General features: G+C 51.8%; 11 protein-coding genes and 1 pseudogene. 7 read left to right on the top strand and 5 right to left on the bottom strand.

Going from position 1 to position 23,659, the window contains the following annotated elements:
* Positions 1-7: 7 nt before the first annotated feature.
* The 4 genes and pseudogenes from HNQ64_RS04850 to HNQ64_RS04865 all read left to right on the top strand — a co-directional run.
* A pseudogene (locus HNQ64_RS04850) lies at positions 8-1,092 on the top strand (IS3 family transposase); the annotation flags it as partial.
* A gap of 722 nt (positions 1,093-1,814) precedes the next feature.
* Positions 1,815-3,308, top strand: coding sequence for a hypothetical protein (locus tag HNQ64_RS04855; protein ID WP_184205921.1), 1,494 nt, complete (start codon positions 1,815-1,817; stop codon positions 3,306-3,308).
* Between the two features lie 70 nt (positions 3,309-3,378).
* Positions 3,379-8,673 carry a hypothetical protein gene (locus tag HNQ64_RS04860; RefSeq protein WP_184205923.1) on the top strand — a complete coding sequence of 1,765 codons (5,295 nt, stop codon included), beginning with the start codon at positions 3,379-3,381 and terminating at the stop codon, positions 8,671-8,673.
* Between the two features lie 23 nt (positions 8,674-8,696).
* Positions 8,697-13,520, top strand: coding sequence for a hypothetical protein (locus HNQ64_RS04865; protein ID WP_184205925.1), 4,824 nt, complete (start codon positions 8,697-8,699; stop codon positions 13,518-13,520).
* Positions 13,521-13,742: 222 nt separating this feature from the next.
* Here the strand turns inward: HNQ64_RS04865 and HNQ64_RS24440 are convergent, their stop codons facing one another.
* The 3 genes from HNQ64_RS24440 to HNQ64_RS04875 form a co-directional block, all read right to left on the bottom strand.
* Entirely contained in the window at positions 13,743-14,108 is a 366-nt protein-coding gene (locus tag HNQ64_RS24440) for a 4-fold beta flower protein (protein WP_408004351.1), read from the bottom strand.
* Between the two features lie 102 nt (positions 14,109-14,210).
* Positions 14,211-17,627, bottom strand: coding sequence for a TM0106 family RecB-like putative nuclease (locus tag HNQ64_RS04870; RefSeq protein WP_184205927.1), 3,417 nt, complete (start codon positions 17,625-17,627; stop codon positions 14,211-14,213).
* 36 nt (positions 17,628-17,663) lie between these two features.
* On the bottom strand, positions 17,664-18,362 hold the full coding sequence (locus tag HNQ64_RS04875) for an SLATT domain-containing protein (protein WP_184205929.1): 699 nt from the start codon (positions 18,360-18,362) through the stop codon (positions 17,664-17,666).
* Between the two features lie 691 nt (positions 18,363-19,053).
* On the opposite strand from HNQ64_RS04875, the gene HNQ64_RS04880 reads away from it, so the two are divergent.
* Together HNQ64_RS04880 and HNQ64_RS04885 are read left to right on the top strand one after the other, a co-directional pair.
* Entirely contained in the window at positions 19,054-19,782 is a 729-nt protein-coding gene (locus HNQ64_RS04880; RefSeq protein WP_184205931.1) for a WYL domain-containing protein, read from the top strand.
* Positions 19,783-20,875: 1,093 nt separating this feature from the next.
* On the top strand, positions 20,876-21,220 hold the full coding sequence (locus tag HNQ64_RS04885) for a hypothetical protein (RefSeq protein WP_184205933.1): 345 nt from the start codon (positions 20,876-20,878) through the stop codon (positions 21,218-21,220).
* 452 nt (positions 21,221-21,672) lie between these two features.
* On the opposite strand, the gene HNQ64_RS04890 is transcribed toward HNQ64_RS04885, so the two are convergent.
* Positions 21,673-22,542: a hypothetical protein gene (locus HNQ64_RS04890; RefSeq protein WP_184205934.1), complete on the bottom strand. Its 870-nt coding sequence runs from the start codon at positions 22,540-22,542 to the stop codon at positions 21,673-21,675.
* Between the two features lie 177 nt (positions 22,543-22,719).
* On the opposite strand from HNQ64_RS04890, the gene HNQ64_RS24445 reads away from it, so the two are divergent.
* Positions 22,720-22,911, top strand: a complete 192-nt coding sequence (locus tag HNQ64_RS24445; RefSeq protein WP_184205936.1) for a helix-turn-helix domain-containing protein — start codon at positions 22,720-22,722, stop codon at positions 22,909-22,911.
* Here HNQ64_RS24445 and HNQ64_RS04900 read toward each other — a convergent pair.
* Positions 22,840-23,652 carry a recombinase family protein gene (locus HNQ64_RS04900; RefSeq protein ID WP_184205938.1) on the bottom strand — a complete coding sequence of 271 codons (813 nt, stop codon included), beginning with the start codon at positions 23,650-23,652 and terminating at the stop codon, positions 22,840-22,842. The genes HNQ64_RS24445 and HNQ64_RS04900 overlap by 72 nt on opposite strands.
* Between the last annotated feature and the right edge of the window lie 7 nt (positions 23,653-23,659).

A 23,659-nucleotide genomic window follows, 5' to 3' on the forward strand; every position in this document is an offset into this window, starting at 1 on the left:
AGACATCATGAAACGCAAAAGACATACCTCGGAAGAAATCATCAAGAAGCTCCGTGAGGCCGCAGGCCTCATTGCCGGAGGCAAAACCGCAGAGGAAGCCGCCAGCCAGATCGGCGTCAGCGTGCCGACTTACCATCGCTGGAAAGAGCAGCATGGAGGGGCGGAGAAGAGCACGGTCAAGCGGCTCAAGGAGCTGGAAAAGGAAAATCTGAGGCTCAAAAAGCTGGTGACTGAACAAGCGCTTGATAACGCCATGCTCAAGGAGATCGCGGAGGGAAAATGGTAGGTCCGGCGCGCAAACGAGAGGCCGTGGTGCATCTGGAAGACAAGTTCCAGGTGTCCCAGCGCCGGGCCTGCAAGAGCCTTGCGCAGCCGCGATCCACCCAGCGCTACGTCTGCCGCCAGAGCGGCAAAGACACAGTCCTGGCAGGAGAACTGCGTCGATTTTCCACGAAACATCCGCGAGCAGGCTACCGCATGGCGCACAAGCATTTGCGGAGAGAGGGCGGCAAGGCCAACCTCAAGCGCGTGCAGAGGCTGTGGAGGCAGGAAGGCCTGCGGGTGCCGCGCAAGCAGCATAAGAAGCGCCGCTTGGGCAGCACAGAGGCAGGCGGCCAGCGCCAGCGTGCCACGCGGATCAACGAGGTATGGTGCTATGACTTCGTCTTTGACCAGACCGAGGACGGACGTCGGCTCAAGTGGCTACCCATTTGCGATGAGTTTACGCGTGAAAACGTGGCCCTGGAGGTGGAGCGCCGAATGGAGGCCGCCGACGTGGTGCGAGTGCTGGAAGCTGCCGTCGCCGCAAGAGGTTGTGCGCCGAAATACATCCGCAGTGACAACGGCCCCGAGTTCGTGGCTAAGGCGGTGAGGGAGTGGATCGAAGCGAAAGGCTTTGAGACGCTCTACATCAAACCAGGAAGCCCGTGGCAGAACGCGTATAGCGAAAGCTTCAACAGCCGGATGAGAGATGAGCTGCTCAACGTGGAAAGCTTTGGCTCGTTGCTGGAAGCAAAAGTGCTGGGCAAAGCTTGGCGAGAGACATACAATCATCAGCGGTTGCACTCCTCGTTAGGCTACCAGACCCCGGCGGAGTTCGCGCAGCTATGCCGTCAGGCTTCCTGCGCTCCGCTCCGTCAGCCAGAAGGCATAGCTGAACCCCGAAACGAAGACAAGGCCAACACATCAAACAGAGAACCAAACCAAGAAACTAAACTGCCAGCGCACCTAGGATTCTCATAAAAACTGGCTCAAACTTCGGGGGCAGGCCAGAAGCCCTTCGACAATCATTAGGACGACAGCTTGTCAGTGCTACGGATGTGTAAGCCCAGGGCACTGGTATTAAGTCTCCCGCTATAAACATAACAACTCCGCAACTCAAACCGGCAAGGCTGTCGAGTGATCAAATTAGTATAGCGAACCACTGCTGAATAAAAGGCAGTTGCCTTTATCCCATTTGGTCATTTCGTCATAGGTTAGAAATCCTGCAAAAAAAGAAGATTTTTCTTAAGGCATGCAAAAAAAGACCAGTGATATAATTCGTACTTGCCGTGTGAGATTATTTTTGGCTTAGATCACGCCGAAATCAAAAAAAGGAAAATTTATGACTCGATACTCTTTTAGGCACCTAAATGGTTTTTTGCGTCTTTTCAGGCTTTTGGAACAATGAGGCTGATAATTTTGAGACTTGAGTTTTTATGTCACAGGGCCTTCTATTCTTTTGTGCAGCATCCGAGGGGTGTGGTCTATTTGGCAGGATTTCTAACCGGCTAGCCCTTGCCGTTGCCAGGAGGGGCTTGTTGTGGGTTATCCCGATGATTGCGCTTCTTCCGTCTTGCACCACACTGCGAACGGGACACGACGTTGTGCCTGAGGGCTGGCTTGTTTACAACGGGTCGGATCAATCGCAGAGCACTGATGCCGGTGCCATGGCCTATGTTTTTCCTTCCTATCCAGCCCCGAGCGGCATCGGTGCAGCGCCTGTTTCTTTCTCGATAATTGATTTCCTCTCCGCAGACAATCGTATTCCAAACGAGGTGGTGTTCTCTCTGAGGCGCAAGAGATCTCAAGGGGCGGAAACCAAAGAGAAGATAGTTCTTCAGCGTTTGGGAAATGGTCAAGAAGATCTGAAAATCTTATTAGACGAACAGACCATGGAGAGAATAGGGAGTCTGGATTGGGGCGAGTTCCAAACCCTCCAGGAGCGCTTCAGCGACTGGCTTCTGAACCAAGCCCATACTGGGATGCATCAAAATTCCTACAAACGTTTTCAAGGCGGAAGAGCCAGATATCAGGACGAGATTCGGAGACTGTGGATAACTGTCTTGACCGGGGCCGAAGTTGCTTCTCACTTCCCTAAACAGGCTGGACAGACTTGGTGGGCACCAGACGAGAAACGGGCAATTAGCAATGGTGGAAAAACTAACCACGGACCAGCGATGGGTGCAATTCCTCTTGAGCCGGGGATGCGTTTGACCATCAAGTGGGGTGGCACTGCACTATACCACGCTAATAATGTTCCTATGGTAACTCGCCAGACGGTAACCGGTCATACCGTTGTGGATCTTCTAAATCGTGGGGGCAAAGTGACTCTCGGGCTGCCAGCGTATTTGCTGCGTGATGACAGCTCGCCACAAGGTTGGGGAATCAAACCCATTCCTGTTGCGAATCCGTCTGTGGAGGCGAAGTTAGCGCCGTTTGGAGAAAAGAAAGATGATCTTGCACACTTTGTCGCAGTATTCAATGAGTTCGATTTGGCACAACTAGGTGCCTTGGCTGACGCTCGTAACGCCGTCGCTCAGCACCTCACATTGCTTGTGCCATATCAATATACAAAATCTGATACATCGAGTAGTGTGCCAAATTCCGAGACGTCCGATGCGAGGCATCTTCAGAGCGCTTCTGTTGTTAGCACCTTGGCGCACCGATTCATCATTTGGGGGTCGAAGAACCGTTATCGAGGTCCGAGAGACGCCCCGGTTTTGGCCTTAACGGACGAGGGCGAATGGCCAACTTGGCCATACCGACCTTTGGTATTTGCGAATCAATCCTCGGTGTCTGTAGAGGTGCCGTTGTATGTGAACAAAGAACCTGTGCGATTCATGCCGCTCGGAGTGACACTGGCGGATGCAATTGAGGGACATCCGGATTGGTTTGGGAGAAAGATCGGAAGAGACAGGGGCCAAGGATTTGCGGCGCTCACGAGAACTTCATCGGAGTCCGGTGTTTATCGTTTCTACGAAAAAACAGCCCTCAGGCGAGTCTTAGCAATGCCGAATGACCAAATTCAATTTCAATTGAAAGAATAGAATGAAACTTCACAGGTGTTTTACCAGGAACGGGTACTTTGGATACACTAGTATCCAGCGTCCAGAGTTTGTGTTTGTTTTCGCTACTGCGCAAGGTGGTGGACAACCGGATGCGGAACTTGATGCAGAGCAGGTTTTCGACTTATGGGTGCAAGCTCCAGTCGTCGGCGGTGTCCGGCATCGAGCGCTGGCGTTTTTTGCAACGGCAATCAACGATACAATCAAAACTGGAGAGGGTTTTGCGGACTACATCCTCAAGAATACAGAAGGTAAATACTGGGATCGCCTCTCATATTGGCGTACAACGACTCCCAAAAACAATGATGACTACCTTTTTCCTTCGGGGAAAGATGAAGTAGTAAACGTACGCCAGTGGGTATTGCGACAACAAGGGGGCGGTAAGGTTCCGCAGACTCTTGATGACATGAATCTTGGTTGGAAGGACGATGGGGGAATTCCAATGCTGGTAATTGGACCCTCCCAAGGTGGACAGTGGGCTCTGTTCGCCCGCTCCAATGAAATTCTCGAGGCTTCCGAGGCTACGATCTCCTTCGGACCGCATAAGGAGGTTACTGTAGGCGGGTTGGAGTTCGGGCTCGGAGATAGCGAAGTGCATCAAATGCCTGTCGAATTTGCCTACTGTAAGGTCAGGCAGGCACCCCTTCAGAAGCTCGCGATCGAGCCAACACTTGTAGGGTCATTCGTCGCGAGATCCCCTTCCGTGCCCGCCGAAGGAATGACGCTGGCTATCGACCCTCGAGATGAAGGATTCTGGAATTCGTCTCCGAATACGAGGATCGAGGTCAAGCCGGACAGTCTAATTGTTACGAACCTGCTGACGGATAGGGGATCTAATCTGGTTGTGAGTCCGACAGCCACCGACGATCGTGCCTTCTTGCGGTTTCGGGATGATCTTCCCGTCGCTTTAAGGAAGGGCACGAATTGGATTCCAGGCGCAGTCTTCAATGGTAGATTTGTACCTGAAGGGCGGTTTGCGGTTCGGGGCGTCGACAGCTCTGGGTTTCGAGAGTCGAGTAGAGGTGAACCGATTAGGTTGCTTGTTGGCAGTAGTCCGACCGAGAGTATTCCGGTCAAGATCGGCGATAGTCTCATGTTTCGGCCTGGCGATGCCGCAGTTCTATGGGACGAAGGGGATCCCCTCCCCGAGCAGCAAAACGTCGACCCTCTTTTGAACGCAGGCCAACGAAACGGGCGAATACATGATGCTGATTCCTTGGTCACCACCTCTTGGATGACTGTCCTTTCTGATCCAGCTGAAGAACCCGGCGCATTCACAGCTGAGGCAGCCACTTCGCCACTTTTCGTCTCAAATAAAGATGCCGCTCATGGGTTCGACTCGTTTGGCGATCTATTGCAGAGAGGGCACGTTCCCTTGGGTAAGCTGCATCAGAAGGGCGAAGCCAATCCAAAGAACGCTACCTACATTCCAATATTCCCTTGGGCAGGCATCAGAGGCGGGGCGCTGGAAGCGCTCTCAGGAAGTAGCAGGTACGAAAACTCTCACTTGTCGCCGATTCGAAAAGAGCTGGTTAGATCCGGTGACCCCATCCGGCACCGCAGTTTCTTGGAGGAGCAGTTGGTCCGCGAAAAGAAGGTGCTTGGCGTCACTCCCCAGGGGTTAATCGCCGAAGTGCAGCAGAAAGGGCGCGGTGATTTTTCCGCTCTCTACTTTGGAAAAGGGGATCAAGATCCCGCCAACCTTGGGAAGGAATTCCACATTCGAATTGGGCTCTTCGATCTCGGTGAGGTTCCCGAACAGGACAAGGAGCCCTATCGCGTGATCTACGAAGACGTACAACGCGCGCTTCGAGCGAAGGACCTGTTCTTTGTCGTTAGAAAGCGTGACAAGGCCAAGAAGGTCTTCCGGCCGTCAACGGATGAAACAAAGATCGGGGAGTTTTCATTTCAACTCGAGAAAGAGCCTTCCGACCACGAGCCGATTCTGCTGATCAAATATTCCCGAGGCCGGTCATTGGCGGATCTGATTGAGGATATCGACAGTTGGCAATGCCGCGAGCACTTGGCACCGGTTGGAGGTTCCAGCTACGAGACGATCCAAAAGGAAATCAAGTGTCTCGCCGAATTGAAGTCAGAGACAGGTGGAAACAATTCCAGAATTTGCAGTGAGTCGCCAAGGGCGAGCGATCCGGCACGCAAAGCCTGGATTGAGCGGGTCTGGAATAATCGCGACTGGCAGGGCGCGGTATTGTTGGATGTCCGCGTCGGGAAAATGCCGGATTTATTCAAGGCGCTGGGTGCAGGTATCAAAAAAATCGAGAAGTTTCGATTCCATCACCTTGGATTCGATTTTTTGGCCGTAAAGAACCAGGATTTGAGCGCAACGCTGGATGGGCCGAACCGGCCTGGTTCAACATTTGCCCTGCTCAAATACGATGGAACAAAAGAGCAGGCTCCAGAAATAGGCTCTAACGATGAGGAACCCGAGGATCCAGAGAATCCACCTGGGGACAAACCCGACTATACTTTCAAAGTGGAGGACATCGAAGTGTTGATTGGTGGCAGCGAAATCAAGAGGTTTGCTGCAAGCGCGACCCTCGGTTTCAGCCGTTTTCTTTGGGATAAAACCACCGGTGACGCCGCGACAAAAGCCGTCGAGTTGATCGGAAGTTGGGAAGCTCGCGACGGAGCCGATCTCTTCAAGCTTGTCACGAAGAAAGGGCAGGAAAAGGAGATCAAATTCGAAGATTCGTGGTTCAAGTCGTTGGTAATCACCAATGGGGAGCTGAGCGTTTCCCCTCGCGAGGAGAATGGGCCGATAAAGTTTTTTATCGGATGTGACTCAAGACTCGAATTTGACACCAGTAAGCAAGAGTTCGCTGATTACATCGACGTGAGGACCATTGAACTCAAGCGTGCAGGAATCGCGTTCGAGTATAATCCGGACAGCCCGACAAGCAAGAAAACAGACTGTCGTTTCAGGGCCGATAATGCTAGCGCGGAGATTGACACGAGAGGCGCTCGGAATTCCTTCTTGGCGGCGTTTCCGCTGAAGCCTATAGGCTTTGATTTCGCGGTCGATAAACTACTCGACTTGGACGATCTCGGCTTCCTGAAGATCGGAGGGATGGGGAAGAACAATTTTCACTTCGGCTTCCGCTTAGAACTGGATCTTGGTTTCCTTGGAAATCTTTCCGGAAGCCCCGAGGGTCTGAAGCTACCTGTCATCCTTGGTTGGAAAAAAGGTGGCAGGGATTTTTGCTGCGGAATTCAGTTTCCTAATTATACGGGAGAGGACTTCAAAATAGGCCTACAGCAATTCGTAGCTCTGAAGGCAAAGAAAGCAGCCTTGAAGCCGTGCAGGTCCGGAGGGAAGACGGCGGGCTTTGCCATTGCACTTCAAGATGCGCAGTTGGTTACATTCGGAAAAGAATTCCCGAAAAAAGCGAAGATCGGTGCAGCGATCTTCGTTCCAACCAGTGGTGAGAGGAAGGTTGCATGGCTACTGGGCTTGAATCCAAGTGATCCAGATGGCTGGATCAAGTACATTGCGGCGGGTCACCGGTACAATCTTCCCCCATCAGAGAATACAGCCAAAGGGATCGTGGAAGCTGTGAAGGGAAAACTTAAACTGGAATCAGATTCTAGTACCGGTGAGCTGAAGAGTCCGTGCGATCTCTTCAAATATCAGGATGCAAAAGATGACGGGTGGTTGGTTGTAGGAGAATTTGATTTTGACGCAGTTAAGGCATGGTTTGCTCTCTCGGACAAAACTGGTCTCTATGCGCTTGATCTCGAGATCATCAAGGAGTTCAAGATTGGGGCTGCTTACCGGCGCGTCAATGACGAGGTCGGTGTATTTTCCGCCGAACTATCGCTGGCTGAGTTGATTCCGCCGTTGCAGATGGGGGTAGCTACCGTGCGGTTGTCCAGTATTCGCACAGAAGTATACACGGATGGAGGGTGGTTGCTGGATCTTGGATATCCGTGGAACAGGGACTTTCGGAGAAGCTTTCAGCTTGAGTTTGGGATTTTTTTAGGATCGGGAGGATTTTACTTTGGTTATACTACGGCAGCAGCAGCGGAAGTGCTAAAACTGGATAGCATTGATGGGGACTATGGTCCACCAGACCCTAACGATCCAGCCCTCAAAGTTCGGGCGCTCAGGGCGGGACTTGGTCTTAGAGTAGGAATCGGCCGAAGTTTGGACTTAGGAATTCTAAAAGGGGAGGCTTCGCTGACCATGTATGCATCGCTCCAGGGAGCAGCTGCATTCAAGCCTGGAACCAAGGACCTTTCACTATATGCTGTTGAAGGTTCAGTTGGATTGATGGTGCACATCTGGGCGGAACTGGACTTTTTCGTTCTTCAGGCGAGGGCTGAAATCAAGGCATATGTAGAGGTAGGGTTTAAGGTTCGAAGGGTGCTGGGCAGGTTGGTCAAAGATGGACCTCAGATTGGAAAGCACTTTTACCTCTCCATGCCCACCATCCTTATTGCGGAGGTTGGTATTTACATTCGCATTGAGGTCTGGGCGACAATCGGGTGCGTTAGGGTGAAGATCTATGATCTGGAGTTTAAGAAGACGTGGCGGATCGAGGAGCCCTTTGGGAAGCTCGAAGCAGAACCCGCCCGACGTGGACACCTTCTGGAGGCGGACCCATTTAATCTGGATTCCACTCGTCGTGAAGCGTGGACATGGAACCAACAGGGTGGTTTTGTGAATAATCCGTCATTTACGTCCGAGTCGATTTTGATTTATCTCATGATGATCCCGTGCGTTGCAAGCGCCGAAGATTTGGATTTGTCCGGGAAGGAACCTTACCATTCGTGCTTGGTCAGCCAGCTCATGCTCGAGGAGGGGGATGGATTCGCGAAGCTCGCCAGATACATGATATCTTGGGCACTTGATTTGCGAAGTGACGATGATTTGGTTCGGTACGATAAGGTGAGGAAGCGTAGGGCCGATCTTCGCGAGGCATCTTTCTGGGCAACTACGGGGAATCTCGTGTATCAAAGGGTAGCGGATTACTTTCAGCCGACGTTCAATGTAGAACCGGATCCCATTACTTGGCCCGACGAAAAGAAGGGACAGGGAATGGTGGTGACGCCAGTGTGGCCGGGAGTTTCGTGGAATTTTGAGGAAGGGCCAGTTCGTGATCCATTGATGATGAGCATGCATGAGGGAGGGGTTTCCGATGCCTCGATTCGGCAGGGAGGTGATCCAGCAAAGAATGCATTTGTCGATTTCCTTCGTCTTGTCACGGAGAGCTTCCTCGAAGAAGTCGACAGAGCCCTTCGCGTACACTTTAAGACAACTGAGTCGTCGTTCGCTCCTCCGATGTGGAGGGAGGTATGGGATTACCTTAATCACTCCGCAAAATAACAACTTTAATCTGAGCAAAAGCCATGCCCACTAATCCCTCAAACGACACACCCATCCGCAGAGTAGCCAAGGATCTCAATCGTCACGTCGCTGGAGGAGCGAGGCGGATGGACTCTTTTGGAAAGTCCCGTCCAATCTCCTTGTTGACCGGGCAGCAGGCAGCAGCCACGAAGGATCAGCTGAACCAGCCGGTTCAGATTTTTCACAAGGGAGTTCCTCATCCAGTTGCGTTCTGTGCCCATCTAAACGATATTGAGAAAACAGTCAAGGAGGTTACCAAAACCTTTGATGAAGAGGGTTACTACAAGCTAAAGAAAGATACAGCAGTTCCAACGTGGATCGCTCATCAGCGCAGCTTCAATTTCCCGAAACCGGCACTGCCTGAGGATTACCTCGCTTTGAACGGACGTACTTTTAAGATCCTTGTTCCTGCTGCCCTCCGTGAACTCAATGAAGTTTCGGAACGGTTCGGCAAAGACAAAACGTCAGTTACTCTCCAGACAATTCACCAAAATACAGACGATCCGCAAGTAATCGAATTAGTTGGCGTCGACAATGAAGTTTGGAACCCTGCCATCCTGCTCCGTTGTCCTCTCAAAGCGGCTTGGGATGATGTCATGCAGCTTCCTTTATTTGAGCTATCAGGCATCCCCCAGGCTGAGCGCTGGTTCCTCGATCAATTCCTGAAAAAAGTCAAGAGGGGCAGGCTTCACGGTTCTCCGGTTCCATACGAGCTTCATTTGCTGCTTGAGGTTCAACAGGCGGATGGCCAAATCCTCGGCAATCCGCAACCGATAGAGGAGTGGACGATTGCTCGCCGAAATCTCACCGGATTGGCGAGGCCACAGATCAGGAACTTTACGTTGAAAGAGAGAGATGATTTGTGGCACCCTTACGTATCGTCAGAACCCGACGATACGCTTCGCCTGATTCAGATGGCCAGTATCACCAATTCAGGTGGCTACTTTTTTCGGGCTGCCTCCGACGACTTTCCCGTGCCCCCGCGAGATGCCGCTCAGGTGAACCTGATCATCGCAATCACAGTTGACTACGGTCAGGGAGAGGGGCTCGGAGACCTCTTTCCATTCTGCAATTCCATTGTTCATGACGATCAATTTGCAGGTTCGCAAAAGCCTGTGTGCGTCGACAAGATTAAGTTCAACGGCGTACACCACGCGGAAGTTCAGCCATATGCGCCACCGGGCTGCGTCGCGATTGGTCTAAAGCGCGAAATGTTCTGGCCAGATCAAGACCCTGATCCAGAAAAAGCAACTCCTGTAATAGAAGCGCAGGGATTCGCGGAAAGCGTCCATCTCGTCGATCTTGAGATTTTCGACAAAAATGGGGTGATCACTCATTACCTGCCGAATCCACAAAGATCAGCCGAAGGATCGCCGCCCAAGGAGCCATGGCGTGAGATCCTCCACAAAGGAGATACCAGTGCCCCCTTGTTCCCAATGGGTAAACCGATTCGTAGCGAGACTTCCGAAAACGGGGTATACAAGAATCCAGAGGGAGGAGTGGCATTGGCATCATTGGATGCCTCTACCTCAGAATCAAATGTCCCTGAGGTCGCAGCCGTGGTTGGGCACTCCCACTTCTATCGCACAGTTGTTCGATACGCGCATCAGGACGTCTTTAGCCGATTTAGCGATCCAGATGAGAATATCCTGAAGGTTGCCCCCCATTTGAGGGATCTCCATGGTAATCGAATCGAACCCAAGTCAAATTCTGATCGAAATGGAAGAAACCGACCGCTTGAATTTGAGCTGTTCTATGTAGACCCGCTGATCCCCGCTTCCGAATGGCCCGGAGTCGATTTTGGAGTGTATTGTGACAGACAGGGAGTAGTGAATCTTCAAGTTTCGTATCATCCCCCTAGCTCCCCGCGTTACTATCCTGAAGACCTTCTCGAGCCGAAGAGGTTTGTTGCTCAATTGTCGTCTAGCGGTCCGGCTCTAGATTACATTAGCCGCAGACTTCAGTCGATTTCCCGTGATTTACAGTTGCGTGCGGCTGAAATGGATTCTGAAGAGGAATATTCGTTTGTATTCGTTGCAATGCTCAACGAGATCGTTGATGGCCCGTGCATCTATGACGAAGATCGTTTTACCGAGTTGCCAAGCCGGGGAGAGATTCAGGCACTCGTCAATTTGGCAGATCGGAGATCTGATCGTGATACGGCAAGGTTAAACAGGCTCCTGCTCGACGAAGCATTTTCAGCAGCTGGAAGTGGCATCCTCACTTCCCTCAAGGCGCGGAACGTTGAGAGGGAAGTGGCACACGCGAGAAAGCTTCAGCTTGTCCTCGATCAACTTCGGGGCTCGAAGAATCGGGATGATGTTAATGTTGTATTTGAAAACGAAGAGGCGGGTGAATTTGAACTTGCTCCAATCGGCTTAGATTTGCGCAATCAATTGATTTCGTGGCTATCCTTAATATTGAGCAACGATAATCCTGGGAACCTGTGTCTTGGATTCAGGTTGACGCACAGTCAAGAGCGCGTCTCCCGATTTGCGCCGGTTCTGAGGGTCGAGAGAACAAAGTATCTTCCCACGGACAACCATCTGCCATTTGAAGAACAGGATCTGAAAGTGAAGACACTATCGCAGATAAGAAGGTCAACAGCTGCGATTCCATTTGTGAAAGCTCCTGCAGCTGGAAATTGCAAGCTCGCAGTAGAACAGAACGAGTTTGAGAAAATCGCAAGCGAATTCGTCCTCGCCGGACATCAGACCGCGATGGCTCGAAATCGGTTTAACGAGCACGAAATCTGGTTCGTTCCCGATTCCATTTGTCCAAGTGCGGAGGTGATCGGTAATGGGGCTGCAAACAGTATGGATTTTGCTACCGCACGCCCACTCAGCAATCGATTAGGAACGGATGGTGTGGCTGTGCCTGATTTCCGTATGGGAGCTACCGGAACGACGGGAGAGGGGTGGCAGGGTTTTCCGTGGAAAAGAACGGAGAAGAAGCAGTTTTCTGGAATCGATTTTGACCATTGTGGTCGAGCATTCTTTGGCTTCGTCGAGTCGCTGCTCACCCCGCAGAACATTACGAATCCGGCACAGAGGAGCGAGTGGTCGGATTTATTGGCTGCCAAAGACGGCCTGGCAAACGCTTTGGCTGAGAATTTGGTTGTTTCCATGTTCGAGCAGAGCGCCATCCCGAACAAACCGGGGTTGGACAGGATGGCCAGTGACGCATTTAAAAATGATCTTCGCGGATTTTATCGCATCGATACATTCTTGAGCCTTCCCATCTCGAAGAAGGGCGGCAATCAAGCGCAGAATGAGTCTGGAATTGCGCGATTCTACGGACAGGCTCGGGATTCCGAAATCAAGTATAGAGGGCGCTCCACGGCGGCTACGGCTCCTCGTCTTTCGGATTTCGTCTTCAGTGTTCAGGACGATTGGAGTTCGGGAACAACGAGCAGAATGACGTTTTCGTATGACCTGCCTGTTGGTCAAGAGGATAAATGGGTCAACTGGGAACTCACAAAAGTGGTAGGAGTGATTTCCCACCTGCAGTTACTAGAGAATCAATCCGTGGACGATGGAGAGTTCCGGCAGGGGCGTTGGCTCGAACTTGTACCCGCGAACGGACGTTCGGGCATCAGGACGCTCGAATGGACGCCTGCCTCTTCGGTGCCAGCCATTTTGAGGAGGTATCCTAAAGAACCCGTGCTAAAAGAAGTGGCGACGATGAAAGAAGTTTTCCCTTCCCTCAAGCCTGCTGAGTTTGACAAATGCCAGCGGTGGGGATGGAAGATATCCTTTGCCGCTGATCCGGCTGACGATTCCTTTGCCGCTGATCCGGCTGACAATTTTGGTAATGACACGGTATTCCTTGATGTCCACTACAGAAACTCACCTCGCGAGTGGATCAGTGACAAGTCTGCTTTGCATCAGCCGGACGACCCGTATGAAAACCTCATCCAAGCTCTTATTGTCGGGGAGGCATTGGCAAAGAGTTACAGCGAAATCGCAATCGACCGTGATTCACAGGATCACTGGTGCAAAGCGGCAACGAAGATCACTGACTTTCTCAGATCATGGTTCGCCAGTGATCGGATTGAGCTGCTTGATCGACAACCCGCAGAGCTGGTAGACCGTTTCGAACTACGGCTGCGAAATGCCGGTCAGCCGGTCGAGAACATCTCCAACCCTGTGATCAAGAAAGTAATTTTCAACAAGGAAACCACTATGCCACCTCAGTTCTCTGTGGAGATGCTCCCTGATCAGAAGGAGGGTTATCCGGCCAGACTTCTTGGCAAAAACGGAGCTGTTAGGAGGCTTCGCCCTCGGTTGTTTTTGAAGCGAAACCATAGTATTCCCGAAGATCTCGGCTTGACGAACTTGAGAACCAATACCCAGCTAGTTTATGAGTGTGGTCCCGTTGATTGGCCAATCGATGCCGAGGTGTCAAACGTCTACGATACTCCGATTCATGTGTCGGGATCAGGAGATCTCCAAGATGCGTTGGCGGCTATGCTCGGAAAGCTGGTGGGTTCCAGTGATTTTGAAGGATTGGCAGTCCGGATTGATGCGAAGCACTGCTTTGATCTTAGTCCCGCTCTCGGACAGGAGAGTCAACTGATCAATCCATTAATTATCTTTCCGACAGATTACCAATATGGGTCCATTGGCGAAGTCTCCCGGAAGGTAGTCCAGAAATATTCTGATTGGCTGGCCGCCGATATCGGAGGCGAAGCAGGCCAGGATGTGTTGGTTGGTCTCAGAGATCGAAACCCAAAGCTCCGAGTGGGATTGCAGGTATCTGCTAACGAGCGAGTGGTGTTGCAGATTGACGACATCGAGTTTGATATGAATCAGTTCGTACTTTAGCGGTCGCTGTAGGGACACGGGTCGCCCCGTGCCCCTTACCGATCCTGGCGGGCGACACTACCGCACTGGGCTCTTACCTTGAGTCCTGGCGGGAAAGAGGCGTTCTTCCTGTGGATTCCCGGTGTCAGTGTCATCTGAATCCCTGCCCGTGCGGGTTCGAATGACACTGATAGTGAGCGTCGCCGATTCCATGCCCATCGGCGGCTAGGGGATCCCAATTCCCTAAAGATCAAAGAACGATTCACCACTCAAAGAAGACCACGAACTAGAACGAGACGGGCGAGATGGGCGTGATTCGCGGCTGGCTCTTGAGGGTCGAGATTGCCGAGGTGCTCGGGAGGGGCGGGACGCGCGGGAGGGACGAGACGGGCCGCCTGATGCATCTTGTGTAAAGAATGCAGGGCGTCCAGATCGATCCCAAACCCATCCGTTTTGAAGCCAGCCGAGATAGCGCCCCGAATACGAATAGACCGAGTCTTCACAGATCCAAGCAACTGGCTTGCCGTTAAACAGGTAAATGGACTGGTTGTCGTCGGAAACCCAAGCTACTGGCGAGCCTGATTCGTTGTAAAATGTTATGTAATCCATATCTAAACCGCTTCAAAGTTTAGGAGACGTTTGTTTCACTTGGAGAAGGATACTTCTACTTTTTCGAGCGTTTTCGGGCGGTGATTACCCACCAGTGCATCTTCATGATCCTGATGTTAATTTGCAGAATAGGTTTAACAGCCGCATTTCCTCAATTGAACCTGCAGATGTCATTGCGATTCGGGGATCGGCGACCACGACTGCGAGACACTGCGCACGTGAGATCGCGACGTTAATGCGATTCCGGTCCAGAATAAAACCCAGCCCACGAGACCCGTATTCGCCAAAGCTGGAGCATAGACACAAAATGCAAACTGGAGCCTCTTGGCCCTGAAACTTGTCCACGCTACCGATCCTTGCCAATGGAGGCAAGGCAGCTTGGAGAGATCTAACCTGCGCGTTGTACGGCGCAATAAAGAGGAAATCCGAAAGGACGAGAGGCCTTGTTTCTCCATTTTTCGTTGTGTGTGGGCGTCCGATTAGCTCTTCAAAGATTGCCTTGGATCGATGAACCTCCTCGTCGCTCTGCTGGATGTTGCCATCATGTTCCACTCCGCTGAAGACTATTCCAACCCCCTGACCGACCAAGGCTTCCTCGTTGCCGGACACGGATATGTTTTGAGTCGCACAATCGACATGGGACTGCAGCCGTCCCTCGTAAATGGTCTCTGATATGAAAGAGCAAACTTCTGGATGCATGCGACGCGATTCTCCCAGGAACAAGCCAATGTTGCCAGGTACCACCGCGTGAAAAACTGGTGCATCCGGCAGGCTCAATGATGTGTCCTTTAGAGCATATTGAAGCGATGACAGACCGGCGTCTCCGGGATGAGTGCCTTGAATCGGTTGCTCAAGTTGCATCTGATCACCCAGAAGAACCAAGTTCTTCGCGCATCGTGACATCGCGACTGCGTTTGCTAATGATACCTGCCCAGCTTCATCAATGAAAAGTACGTCAAGAGCTTCTTCCCATTCTGGACGGGTGAAGAGCCAAGCGGTTCCCGCGACAATGCCACCCGAATACGATGCTCTCGCGTCTTTTGAGATCTTAACATGAACCAGACGAGGATTGGCTCTGAATACAGCATCTTCGTTACTATCCCCAACCTTAATGCCTCTCAATTCCTGGCCAGTTGCTGTCAGCGCTTCCCCGCATGCCTTTAGCAAATTGATCACTGCCTTATGGCTATTTGAGGCGATGCCCACCTTCTTCCCCGCTGATACGAGAGCGGCTATGACCCGAGATGCCGTATAAGTCTTCCCAGTACCCGGAGGCCCTTGGATTACGAGGCATTCACCTTGCATCGACGTTGTGATTCTAATCGCGCATGCCAAGAGGTCTTCGTCAATCCGCTTGAGAGGGAGACCCGCAGGCCTTCCCGCCAATAAAGATGCAGCGGAAAGGGGAAGCGCACCAGTGAGATGATTACAGGCAACCTCTTCAATCGCATTTGCTATGGCTTCCTGAGAAACAAACTCATTTTGAAGGAGCGACCCTGAATTTGGAAAAGCCCCATCGAATTTCGAGTTTATGCTGCCAGTTCCAAGTTTGAGGCGAAGCACTCCGCTAACTAGGTTCAATTCCATCAAGTTGGGTTTCGCATCAAGGTTGTGCGAAAACATCACAGTCGAATTGTCACCTGCGGCAAGTTTGCACTCTTGGGACGCATCAAAACGATAATCCTGAATGAGGGACTTTTTGTCTGGCACTGCATCTCCGAAAGCGCTGACTCCTTGAATACAACCTGGGTCGTCACGCAATTCTTCCGGTGCGGCTTCGGCACGATCAAACATTCGCCACCAGATTGGCTTTTGCTCGCGTCTGTGAAAGTCAACAAGATCGGCGAGTGTTAGGGCAACCAAGCCTCCTAGCGATCTCAATTGTCGTATCGTTTCGAGTTTTGCCAAGATTTCAGGTGTGAGCGGCTGAGGAGCGATGGCCTCAACGGTTGGGAAAGGCATTGTGTTTGAGATGCCGTAATCGCTGATCGCCTGATGTAGCCACTGGGCCAGTCCCGCTGTGGACCGGCAGTCGTCCTCGTTGTAATCCCGAATTCCAGCGAGGATAGCACTTTGCTCCCACTTGCGTCCCTCGCCGCTCTCAATCCAACGAGCATATTGGACGATTGAATCCACAGCGGTCGTAACTCCCGTTGATCGTTTTTCTCGATAGAGGCTTTCCACCTTTTTGATGGAATAGCTGTCTTCTCCGATACGGATGCCTTGGCTTACGGTCTGGTACAGATCAACGAAGACATTATTGCGGAGCAAATTGTCCACTTCATCCTGGCGAGAATCGTGCCTGGTGCTGAGGCGGCGAATCGCGCTGACTTCATATGCTGCATAGTGATAAATGTGCATCTCTGGGTTTTGAAGCCACCTGGCATAAACCCAGTCTACGAACTGCTCGAACGCCTGCTTTTCTTCGGCGCGATCATGAGCCCACCAATCATGAAACTCCAAATCGGTTCCCTGCGAAACCTTGGTGGATGCTCCGAAGAGATATTCCAGTCCACCTGCCACCAAAGGGAAACCCTCCATGTCGAAGTATACATCTGCGAAATGAGGGGGAGGCAATTTTGCCAAGCCTACAGGTTCACCATTTTTACCCCTGCTAGCTAGAATCTCAAACCTTGGTTTCGCTGCCGGATTTATTTTTCTGTCGTCGAGTGTCTGCTTCTGGAGACGAGCCTGCGCTACTAACTTTTTCAGCGATTCGTCCGCGAGTTTCCGCACCGTTCGCCCACCGGCCCCTGCTAGATCAGTGAGTGTCCGTATTCCCTCCATGCTCAACTTTTTAATCTGGCCTACACTGATGCCAGCCACTCTCACGAGATGATCTCGCTCCGTGAAGAAGCTTTCCGCGTGAGAGGTCCATCGTCCATGATCTGCGCGAGGAAGCGGTTCAGGTCGTTGGGATATATTGGCCACAAAGTTTTCCTGCATTTTCAGGAAGCTGCTTTTGATCCGGCGGTAGTAATCGATGAAATCTTTAACGCGAAACTCAACGCGGTTGTCGTTTCCCAAAATCACGCCGAAGCTGTTTGGAACATCATCTCCCGTCGCAGCGGCAAGCATCTCGGAATAGCAGCAAAGCTGAACTATATAGTAGGGTTTGGGAGAGTGCGCCAGCTTAGTATCCCAGACCTGGAACTTCCCCGTCGAATCGAGAATGAGAAAGTCTGCGTAGCCAGCAAACTGATCTAAATCGAGTGCAGCCTGAAAGATAATCGGAGGTTTAGCAATTAGGGCCAAGGAAGTTTGAGCTTTTGCTTTTTCAAACTCGTCCGTTGGGATCTCGATAAGACCTGGCGTGGAATCCTTAAACCTACTGAGGACCCTATTTTCATGCTTATATCCGGTTTCAAAGATCAGTTTCTGATCCTCTGTTTCCTTGTCCGGAATGAAAGATGCTCGATCCTCCAGATAACACCGATCCATCCATGAAGAGAATGGCGACTCTAGATAACGGATCAAGTCAGTCGGTGAATAAATGATATCGGCTCCGATTTTTTTCATTAGAAATTGGGTTATATTCCAGATGATAAAAGATTGTCAGTCTCTACTTGTAAGCAAAAAACCTGTAACAATAACACCCGCTGCGATAATGAGATCTAACATAGCCCTAGTCCGACCGTAGTAGCTGATTCGGCACCATGCAATCCACCACCATTTGAGTTTGAAGTAGGCAGATTTTTGGATCTTAAACATATCCTGATCTATCGCTTCGTGATTTGAGTAGTTTGGCAGAAGTTCCTCATAATCATGTGTCACTTCGGCGATTCGTGCCCGCTTTTGCTCCTTATTTTCAATCTCCTTGGCCTGTCGCAGCCGGTCGTAAAGAATTGCTATCTTTAGAGAGCATTCGTGGAATGCCTTGGCTTGCAGCGGGTATTGGCGGCTCGAGATCAAGAGCGTCACTGCCATCAGAATGATGGAAAGCGCGGTCGTCCCAAAGCCAAGCAGTTCCGGTGAGATCTCCTTGAATACCGGATGCGGAATGTAGGGAATTAACCCAACGATTATAAGGTATGAAGAAAGGATTGTCGTCGCCCAAAGGCCACAGGAGTCAAGTTCTTCACACCGGCGCGCTGCCGCAAAACGAGCTCCTTTGGTGATCCAAAGTTTGTAGTTCAATTCATGTTCCCAGTTATTATCCGTGAGGTATGGCGGAAGGTCGTTCTTTTTCGAACGTTTCTTCCGAAGTCGCAAGCGGAGTTCACGTTCTGCTTCTCGTTGTAAAGCAATTTTCATGAGAGACCGGTGCCGACTAAAATGTTGTCGGATCACTCGACAGAGTCTGGGATCCTTGCGGCCCATTCGAAATCTGTAAAATTGGAGTTTTGCCCAGGAAATCATTGCAGTTTGAAGGTGTCGCGGCTTTCTCCCTGCACTTCTTAGATCAGGTCTGATCTAATGCTTTCAGATGAGCAACATCGCCGCCGTATTTACACGACTGTCTCGTTACGAGGTGTGACAGAGCCTGGCGCAGAAGTAGCAGCCATTGACTTGGTGATAATACATGCGTGCTTGGGACACTGCTGGGACACAGGAAGCGAAAAGCCCAAGATAAATTTGGTTGCCGGGCAGCGGCAAAAATGGGCAATCTTCTTTATGAACTTCGTGATCACCATTCGGTTGAGCGTTAACGTTTACGTAGTAGGGAGCCATTTTGTATTCGTTGAGGGCGGTTTATTCACTCGGGAGGAACACCATTCGGTTTAGGCGTTGCAAGCTGACAGAACGTATCGTAGATTGAGTGTATGTAAAAAAAGACGACACAAAGGAATTTGTGGGCTTTTCATCCGTTGGCAAGTACAAAATAACGAACGAATCGTAAAAAACGATGGGAAATGAAACTCGATTGGAGAATTGGGCGGCCCAAGAGCGGCTGCGAGCTGTGGAACGTGCCCTCTGGTGGCGAGGGTGGATAGGGCGTCCAGACTTGGTTGCCCTGTTTGGAATTTCGGCCGCACAAGCTTCGAGCGATCTGCAAAAATATGTGGAGCTCAACCCCGGGGCGATCGTATATCAGACCAGCCGTAAACGCTATGAAGCAACTCAGGGAATGGCCTGTGTGCTGCACACTCCCCGTTTAACAGACGGCATGGGCACTTTTCTCCAGCAGGGTGGAGTGGGTGTGATTACAGGGGGAAACACGTTGGATGGTCCACACGTTTCGATTGTTAGAGCCCCAAGGCGGGAGGTTTGTCCTCAAGTTGAGCGTAGGGTGTTCCTCGCAGTTGCTCAGGGGAAAAAGTTATGTGTGAAGTATCACAGTGTGAACAGTGGGCGTAGCGACTGGCGCTGGCTTGCTCCACACGCGTTTGGGCATGACGGTCTCCGCTGGCATGTCAGGGCGTGGTCCCTAGAAGGCGGTGATTACCGCGACTTCGTATTAGGTCGGATAAGTGACTCAAAGTGGCCAGAAGATTTGAATCCAAACGAATTGCTGCCAGGTGATGAAGACTGGAATACGGAGGAAGAACTCCGCTATCGTATCAACGACAGGCTCAGTGAGGCCCAACAAGCTGCGCTCCGGCTGGACTACGGCACCGGCGCACAGGGAATCCTCAAGATAACCTGCCGACGAGCAATGACCCAATACGTGGAGGCAATGCTAAGGGTACAAATGACCGGAGAACTTCCTGCGCACTTCATGAAGGATATGTGATCACCGGATTAGTTACGGGGGATATTTGCGACGAGCCTGCGGTAGAGAATTGCAATGGACATCATGCCAATATGGTTATTGCCAGTCCGCCTACACCTGCACAAAAGACCGATCTGTCAGAGCGTCGCTCTCTAATGGCACCGTTTGCACTACGCGTTCCTAAAGGTCGTTCACCTGCATTACTTCAGGTATGCCGACACTGGCTCCCACGAGGGCTACTTCGAGGTCTTGAGGATCCGACCCATCGCGGAGTTTTCCATCGTATCGGCACAGGTGTTCAAGCCGAATGCCCTCTGATACTAATGTGATCCGTGGCAGCCGCAGGTGCCGCTTGTTGGTGAGAGCGCTCCGCTTTTGACCTCCTCCTTGAGCTTATCGGCAACCAGGGCGTGCAGGGTGTTCTTCCCTCGTTGTAAGTCAGATGCAGAATGCTCATCAAATCACAAAGCGGTGGTAAAAAATGTAATAGGCAGTTGCTGGAAACTCATTGTTTGGGCTCCCCCCCCAAAATCGGAGGATCCGATTCGAGAGCCATGGGCTGGCAGTCATACATGCCCTCCGTTCAGTGTTATGGTCCTGCTGTATGATGTCAGCCTTGTAGCAGCTCTGATTATTTGCCCGCACACATGACCCCCAAAGCTTGACCAAATGCTTTTTGGAAACGTTAAAGCCCGCGCACGAGGGGGCGGGAAAGACGATGGCGAATTTGGCCTGAAGCCCAGTGGAAGTGGCCCTTGCATCGGCTTTGTTCGGCCTGCCTCGGTCTTCGTTATTTCAGCATAAGCACATTCCAAACAAATAGACACGATCCCCGATGGGAATGCCAAGAATTGTGCGCCGCGTTTGCTCGTGCTCTTAGTGTCGGATGACAACGAACAAAGGCACTGCAAAGAACCTTTGCCACTGTGGCTACACAACAAAAGGCGGGCGCTATCCTCCGGGCCACGACGCAAAGCACAAGAAGGCCCTCATTGAGGCCGCTCTCTGTGCCAGGAAACGAGCCGTCAACAAGCTCGAAAGCTAGGGGGGGGGAGGGGCGCAAAATACTGCTAGATGTGCTTGATCATGAGCGCAAAAGGACGTCCTCAATAGCATGCCAGATACACCCTCGCCCCAAGAAGAAACAGATAGGTTGTGCGTTGCTTTGCACAAGCGTCTAACACAACTTTTCTTTGACGTTTCTACCGAGTCAGATGGATCGTACAAACCAAACTACATGCGCAAACAAGTGGGTGATCTTGGCGGATACGATGCTGCATGCAATTTGGTAATGTGCACGGGTGGCACCAGTGGTTTCCATAAGCTCATAGGGCTTCAACTGCCGAAACTGACTGTCGAATACATCATCCTTACCGGACCTTGGCGTGATATTATGCCTGATGAAGTAGTCGAACGAGCGCGGAACAGATTGCAGGAAGTTGGGGTAGTTGTTCCGTGACCAGGAACCCATTGTAGGATCGTCGTTTTTTATTATACGAACGGACGTTCGCCCAGTAACGGCTGAATCTTGGTGCTCGAAGTGGACAGTGCCTGGGTTCCGATGGTCCTCTTCCCGAGGTGCCTCAAGCCAGGAGCACCGACGCGGGTATGAATTGCACCCACACCAAGCCCATTTGGGACCTAGCCGTGCTTCACAAGGCCAGAGTTTGTTCGGCCTGGTCTGATTTACATGGCACCGAAAATGGCTTCTGACTCCTGTGTTCGGGAGCCGACGAACACCGCTCTACTATATGACGAAGGCGTCGGGAGATCTCCCGACGCCTTTGCTGGTAAAGAGTGTTATGGGGGCCCAACCACTGGAAATTCGGCGAAGTTTCAGGGCTGCAAACAGCGCGGGCGCGCCCTGTCAATCAAGCCTGACGAACGACGTCACGAAGCGTTGTGTGAAGGTCATCTTTTCATGCTCTCATTGACGGCCTCCATCAGGCCGTCGTTTGCGGCCTGCCTCAATTGCAGTGCCATGAGCTCTGCTGGTTCTATGTGGGCGGAATACACATCGCCTTGGAATTGCGCAAGGATCCCCGTGGTGCCTCCTGTGTTGTAGAAGGCGGTCCCCTGATATTTGCCGTCACCAAGCATGGTATCGAGCTTCACTTTGATGCATTGAATCTTGGGATCGACGGAAGACCTTGAAAGGATCTCGTTGGCGATTTGAACGGTAGCCATGGAAATCATCTCCTGGCGCACACCTTCCGCTGCGTTAGCCGTAACCCCAGCCAGCACCAACTGGGCAGCAATCCCCAAAATCACAGGAAGAACCCAGCTTTTGTGCTGGTAGTCGTTACCGTAGTGTTCTTTCACAACGGCAACCTGTCCTCTGGCGGAAATGAGGATCCAGAGCACCAGAAAGAGAAGCACCAGAAAGAAGCCCCACCCTGAGGAGTCGGGGGCAAAAGTTCCCCAAACCATCGACCCAACCATCAAAAAGAGAGCTGCGATGAACCAGCGCAGGGAAGCCCTTGATCGCTGTTCATCCCCGAGAGTTTTCCAGTTGAGGTAATGAAACAGAGGACCGAAAGCGGGACCTAGCAGCAGGCACCAAGCCGCTGCTGAATTTGGATTCCATAGCTGGACTTTTATGGGCTCAGATGCGGGAGGAGCAAGGTTCGGAGGCGGCTGAGAAACCTTGGCTACGGGAGGTGGGAGGGACGGCACCATGAAGGCATTAGTGCAGAGGGGACAATCTAGCTGCTGACCGGCCCAGCCTGAATCGACTTCAAGATCTTTGTGGCAGGAGGGACATTGGAGAGTGAGGTTCATATTTGATGTAATCCGTTCAGGATGAACACTTTATATTAGGTTTAATTCTTGCGCAATATTGCTAGATGCCCCACCAGTGAAGCCTCTGGGATTATAATCCCAGTGATTGTTTTTGTGCAACGGTAATTTGCTTGGGTGCCACACCCCAGTCAGTTAGACCCCATAGAGCGCCGCGTTGTGCTACTTCTGCGCGAGGAGCGCATCAGGCAGGGGCTGTCGGCTAACCAGCTGGCCGCAAATGTGGGCATTGATCGGACCACGATCACTCACCTTGAAGCCGACACTGGGAGGCCAACGTTATGGGTCCTTCTCAAGCTCGCCGGGGGGCTTGACGTTCGTCTTGGGGATATAATAAATCAGGCGGACTGAGTTCACTTCTTTTTTTAAAGAGGAAACGGACTTGGCCTTTCGGTCCGCGCGGGGCACTTCGGAGGCCTTTAACATCCCTTTCACCCCTCCCAGCCTCATCAGTGTTCGGTGCGTGTTGGGCAGATGCCATCTTCCCTCACCCGGCCCGACGACCTTCTTCTCGTTGAGGTAGTCCCTCAGTTGTTTAGTGGTGCGAATCCCTTCGTTGATGGCCACGCAGATGACTGGGCGGTATCGCTCTGCTTTCTCAATGGCTTCCTGCCGGTAACGCTTCGCCAACACTCGGCCTGTTTCCCCTATCACTACTCCTCTGGTCTTCGCTGCCGCAAGAGCTTCCCGTGTCCGTTGTGAAATCCTCCGTGCTTCCTCCTCAGCGAATGCTGCCTGAACGTGCAGCATAAAGCGGTCCTTGGTGGGCATGTCCGACGCAACAAAGTGGACGCCTGACTCCATCAGACCTGAAATGAAATGGACGCTCCTCGCGAGCCTGTCGAGTTTTGCGATCATCATCGTCGCCCGGTGTTTCCGGCATAACTCCAGCGCTTTAAGAAGGGCAGGGCGGTTGCGGGCCTGTTTGCCAGACTCGGTCTCCGTAAACTCAGCGAGCACTTCGCCGGGGTGACCCTGCAGGTACCTGGAAACAGCCAAACGTTGTGCCTCTAAACCGAGGCCGCTCTCGCCCTGCTTTTGGGTCGAAACTCGGTAATAGGCGACGTACTTGATGGCATTGGGTTGGGTCATGGGAAGT

This window comes from Prosthecobacter dejongeii (assembly GCF_014203045.1).
In the GTDB taxonomy this organism is placed as follows: domain Bacteria; phylum Verrucomicrobiota; class Verrucomicrobiia; order Verrucomicrobiales; family Verrucomicrobiaceae; genus Prosthecobacter; species Prosthecobacter dejongeii.